This window comes from Microbacterium suaedae (assembly GCF_003254645.1).
Lineage (GTDB): Bacteria > Actinomycetota > Actinomycetes > Actinomycetales > Microbacteriaceae > Microbacterium > Microbacterium suaedae.
Window position 1 is genome coordinate 1 of the sequence record NZ_PNFD01000009.1, and the last position, 5,815, is coordinate 5,815.

Here is a 5,815-nt window from a genome sequence, read left to right on the forward strand (position 1 = left end):
CGACACGCCCGGATGTGGCTTCGTTTGTGGCGTGGTCGGGATCTGCGTAATGTATTCCCTTGTCGCCGCCAAGCGGTGAGGTTGAGCCGGAAGGTTCCCCACCCCAGACAGGTGACACCACGAGATACGGCTGGTTTTGTTTCGTTCGTGTGTGGGTTTGGATGTTTCTCGGTTTGAGGGCGTTCAGGTTTCATTCAGGTTCGTTTCGTAAGGTTGTTTCTTGTGCCTCAGGGCTCAAGCGGTTGGGTTTTGACACAGCTACGGCGTGTCGGATTTGACAGCGAGGGTCTGGAGGATAAGATAGAGAAGTTGCCCCGGAGGGCTCAGTCGGGAGGCTGAGGGCCGGGTGCGTCTGATCCTTGAGAACTCAACAGCGTGCACTTGTCAAATGCCAATTTATTGATTGTCCCTGGCCTTCGGGTCAGAGCAATTCCTTTTTGGATCATTTGGTGTCAGATGACATCACATTGGTCAGTTTCAAACTCGCTGCTCACGCGTTTTCCCGTGTGGGTATGCATTTTTTCTTTTTGGAGAGTTTGATCCTGGCTCAGGATGAACGCTGGCGGCGTGCTTAACACATGCAAGTCGAACGATGAAGCACCAGCTTGCTGGTGTGGATTAGTGGCGAACGGGTGAGTAACACGTGAGCAACCTGCCCCGGACTTTGGGATAAGCGCTGGAAACGGCGTCTAATACCGAATATGCACCATGAAGGCATCTTCAATGGTGGGAAAGATTTATCGGTCCGGGAGGGGCTCGCGGCCTATCAGCTTGTTGGTGAGGTAATGGCTCACCAAGGCGTCGACGGGTAGCCGGCCTGAGAGGGTGACCGGCCACACTGGGACTGAGACACGGCCCAGACTCCTACGGGAGGCAGCAGTGGGGAATATTGCACAATGGGCGCAAGCCTGATGCAGCAACGCCGCGTGGGGGATGACGGCCTTCGGGTTGTAAACCCCTTTTAGTAGGGAAGAAGCCTTCGGGTGACGGTACCTGCAGAAAAAGCGCCGGCTAACTACGTGCCAGCAGCCGCGGTAATACGTAGGGCGCAAGCGTTATCCGGAATTATTGGGCGTAAAGAGCTCGTAGGCGGCTTGTCGCGTCTGCTGTGAAAACTGGAGGCTCAACTTCCAGCGTGCAGTGGGTACGGGCAGGCTAGAGTGCGGTAGGGGAGATTGGAATTCCTGGTGTAGCGGTGGAATGCGCAGATATCAGGAGGAACACCGATGGCGAAGGCAGATCTCTGGGCCGTAACTGACGCTGAGGAGCGAAAGAGTGGGGAGCGAACAGGCTTAGATACCCTGGTAGTCCACTCCGTAAACGTTGGGAACTAGTTGTGGGGGCCTTTCCACGGTCTCCGTGACGCAGCTAACGCATTAAGTTCCCCGCCTGGGGAGTACGGCCGCAAGGCTAAAACTCAAAGGAATTGACGGGGACCCGCACAAGCGGCGGAGCATGCGGATTAATTCGATGCAACGCGAAGAACCTTACCAAGGCTTGACATACACCGGAAACGGCGAGAGATCGTCGCCCCCTTGTGGTCGGTGTACAGGTGGTGCATGGTTGTCGTCAGCTCGTGTCGTGAGATGTTGGGTTAAGTCCCGCAACGAGCGCAACCCTCGTTCTATGTTGCCAGCACGTAATGGTGGGAACTCATGGGATACTGCCGGGGTCAACTCGGAGGAAGGTGGGGATGACGTCAAATCATCATGCCCCTTATGTCTTGGGCTTCACGCATGCTACAATGGCCGGTACAATGGGCGGCGATACCGTGAGGTGGAGCGAATCCCAAAAAGCCGGTCCCAGTTCGGATTGAGGTCTGCAACTCGACCTCATGAAGTCGGAGTCGCTAGTAATCGCAGATCAGCAACGCTGCGGTGAATACGTTCCCGGGTCTTGTACACACCGCCCGTCAAGTCATGAAAGTCGGTAACACCTGAAGCCGGTGGCCTAACCCCTTGTGGGAGGGAGCTGTCGAAGGTGGGATCGGTAATTAGGACTAAGTCGTAACAAGGTAGCCGTACCGGAAGGTGCGGCTGGATCACCTCCTTTCTAAGGAGCATCTTGAATCTCTTCGGGGGTTCTAAGGCGCCTGCTCGGAGCGAATGTCTTCGAGGGGTGAGCTCATGGGTGGAACATTTGATGAGGCGTTTCGGGTTGATGGTTCTGGCTAGTACGCGGCTTTCGGGTTGTGGGAACGTTGGGGTTGTTGGTTCGGGGCGCGTGCACGTTGTTGGGTTTTGAAGGCTCAGCCGTTTTGGTTGCAGCTTTCCGCCCCCGGGTGAAGCACTTTTTGGTGTGGATGCGGGGTGCGACCGTACTTTGAGAACTACACAGTGGACGCGAGCATCTTAAAGAAAGCGAACACAGATCATTTTTATGTTTCTGTGGCTCATGTGATTTCAAGTCTTTAAGAGCAGACGGTGGATGCCTTGGCATCTGGAGCCGAAGAAGGACGTAGCAATCTGCGATAAGCCTTGGGGAGCCGATAAGCGGGCTGTGATCCGAGGATTTCCGAATGGGGAAACCCCGCTGGGCGCATTCGTGTGTTCCAGTGACTCCCGCCTGAATGTATAGGGCGGGTAGAGGGAACGTGGGGAAGTGAAACATCTCAGTACCCACAGGAAGAGAAAACAAAAGTGATTCCGTGAGTAGTGGCGAGCGAAAGCGGATGAGGCTAAACCGTGCGTGTGTGAGAGCCGGCAGGCGTTGCACGTGCGGGGTTGTGGGACCTACTTGGAGTTGCTGCCGTGATTCCGATCGTACAGAAGCGTATAGACGAACTCGTTTGAAAGCGAGACCAGAGAGAGTGCCAGTCTCGTAGTCGACATGCGTGTTCTGCGGTTGTGGGTATCCCAAGTAGCACGGGGCCCGTGAAATCCTGTGTGAATCTGTCAGGACCACCTGATAAGCCTAAATACTTCCAGATGACCGATAGCGGACAAGTACCGTGAGGGAAAGGTGAAAAGTACCCCGGGAGGGGAGTGAAATAGTACCTGAAACCGTCTGCTTACAAACCGTCGGAGCCTCCTTGTTGGGGTGACGGCGTGCCTTTTGAAGAATGAGCCTGCGAGTTAGTGATACGTGGCGAGGTTAACCCGGGTGGGGTAGCCGTAGCGAAAGCGAGTCTGAATAGGGCGATTGAGTCGCGTGTCCTAGACCCGAAGCGAAGTGATCTATCCATGGCCAGGCTGAAGCGTCGGTAAGACGTCGTGGAGGGCCGAACCCACTTAGGTTGAAAACTGAGGGGATGAGCTGTGGATAGGGGTGAAAGGCCAATCAAACTTCGTGATAGCTGGTTCTCTCCGAAATGCATTTAGGTGCAGCGTTGCGTGTTTCTTGCCGGAGGTAGAGCTACTGGATGGCCGATGGGGCCCAAAAGCTTACTGACGTCAGCCAAACTCCGAATGCCGGTAAGTGAGAGCGCAGCAGTGAGACTGTGGGGGATAAGCTTCATAGTCGAGAGGGAAACAACCCAGACCACCATCTAAGGTCCCTAAGCGCGTGCTAAGTGGGAAAGGATGTGGAGTTGCTTAGACAACCAGGAGGTTGGCTTAGAAGCAGCCATCCTTGAAAGAGTGCGTAATAGCTCACTGGTCAAGTGATTCCGCGCCGACAATGTAACGGGGCTCAAGCACGCCACCGAAGTTGTGGCATTGACACATGCGGCTAGCCTTCGTGGTTCAGTCGTGTTGATGGGTAGGAGAGCGTCGTGTGCCGGGTGAAGCGGCGGAGTGATCCAGCCGTGGACGGCACACGAGTGAGAATGCAGGCATGAGTAGCGAATGACACGTGAGAAACGTGTCCTCCGAATGACCAAGGGTTCCAGGGTCAAGCTAATCTTCCCTGGGTAAGTCGGGACCTAAGGCGAGGCCGACAGGCGTAGTCGATGGACAACGGGTTGATATTCCCGTACCGGCGAAGAACCGTCCAAGCTAATCCAGTGGTGCTAAGCGCCCGAATCCATCCATCGTCACCTTCGGGTGGCACCGGGTGGCCTAGCGCGCGACCCCATGCTGGTGCGGTTAGCGTATTAACAGGTGTGACGCAGGAAGGCAGCCCAGCTGGCAGATGGTGTCCAGTGCAAGCGTGTAGGCCGGGTCATAGGCAAATCCGTGATCCATGTGGCTGAGACGTGATGCGTTTCAAGTGGGTGATCCTATGCTGCCGAGAAAAGCATCGACGCGAGGTTCTAGCTGCCCGTACCCCAAACCGACTCAGGTGGTCAGGTAGAGAATACCAAGGAGATCGAGATAATCGTGGTTAAGGAACTCGGCAAAATGGCCCCGTAACTTCGGGAGAAGGGGCGCCCAGCACTTGTAGGCACTTGCTGCTGAAGGGTGTGTGGGCCGCAGAGACCAGTGGGGAACGACTGTTTACTAAAAACACAGGTCCGTGCGAAGTTGCAAGACGATGTATACGGACTGACGCCTGCCCGGTGCCGGAAGGTTAAGAGGACGAGTTAACCGTTTGGTGAAGCTCAGAATTTAAGCCCCGGTAAACGGCGGTGGTAACTATAACCATCCTAAGGTAGCGAAATTCCTTGTCGGGTAAGTTCCGACCTGCACGAATGGCGTAACGATTCCCCAACTGTCTCAACCACGAACTCGGCGAAATTGCATTACGAGTAAAGATGCTCGTTTCGCGCAGCAGGACGGAAAGACCCCGTGACCTTTACTACAGCTTGGTATTGGTGTTCTGTGTGGCTTGTGTAGGATAGGTGGGAGACTGTGAAGCGATCACGCTAGTGGTTGTGGAGTCGTTGTTGAAATACCACTCTGGTCACTTGGGACATCTAACTTCGGACCGTGATCCGGTTCAGGGACAGTGCCTGGTGGGTAGTTTAACTGGGGCGGTTGCCTCCCAAAGAGTAACGGAGGCGCCCAAAGGTTCCCTCAACCTGGTTGGCAATCAGGTGGCGAGTGTAAGTGCACAAGGGAGCTTGACTGTGAGACTGACAGGTCGAGCAGGGACGAAAGTCGGGACTAGTGATCCGGCAGTGGCTTGTGGAAGCGCTGTCGCTCAACGGATAAAAGGTACCTCGGGGATAACAGGCTGATCTTGCCCAAGAGTCCATATCGACGGCATGGTTTGGCACCTCGATGTCGGCTCGTCGCATCCTGGGGCTGGAGTTGGTCCCAAGGGTTGGGCTGTTCGCCCATTAAAGCGGTACGCGAGCTGGGTTTAGAACGTCGTGAGACAGTTCGGTCCCTATCCGCTGCGTGCGTTGGAAGTTTGAGAGGATCTGACCCTAGTACGAGAGGACCGGGTTGGACGAACCTCTGGTGTGCCAGTTGTACCGCCAGGTGCATGGCTGGTTGGCTACGTTCGGGATGGATAACCGCTGAAAGCATCTAAGCGGGAAGCCGGCCTCAAGATGAGACTTCCATGGCCTTCGGGCCGTGAGGCTCCCAGCAGACTACTGGGTTGATAGGCCAGATGTGGAAGCACGGTAACGTGTGCAGCTGACTGGTACTAATAAGCCGATGACTTGATAACACTTCGTTCTTTCTGAATGTTGTTCGCGTCCACTTTGTGGTTCTCAGGGTATGGTTGTGCCATGCTTTTGGGGACAAGTAAACAGTGTTGTGCTGTTGAAACATAGATTTACCTGCGCCTTTTGGGTGTGTGGTTGTTGAGTGTTTCGGTGGTTATTGCGTGAGGGAAACGCCCGGTTACATTCCGAACCCGGAAGCTAAGCCTCTCAGCGCCGATGGTACTGCACCGGGGACGGTGTGGGAGAGTAGGTCGCCGCCGGACTTTACTTAGACGGAAGGGTCGCCCATTGTTGGGCGGCCCTTTCGTGCGTTACGGG

Annotated in this window: 3 rRNA genes; all 3 read left to right on the top strand. The window is 55.2% G+C overall.

The features are described 5' to 3' along the window. Window positions 1-524 precede the first annotated feature (524 nt). Window positions 525-2,052: ribosomal RNA gene (locus C0012_RS15280) — 16S ribosomal RNA — on the top strand. Window positions 2,053-2,400: 348 nt separating this feature from the next. Then, a 23S ribosomal RNA gene (locus tag C0012_RS15285) occupies window positions 2,401-5,499 on the top strand. A 144-nt stretch (window positions 5,500-5,643) separates the two neighbouring features. Next, window positions 5,644-5,760 (top strand): 5S ribosomal RNA (rrf, locus tag C0012_RS15290). Together the 16S, 23S and 5S rRNA genes form the textbook arrangement of a ribosomal RNA operon. Window positions 5,761-5,815: the final 55 nt, after the last annotated feature.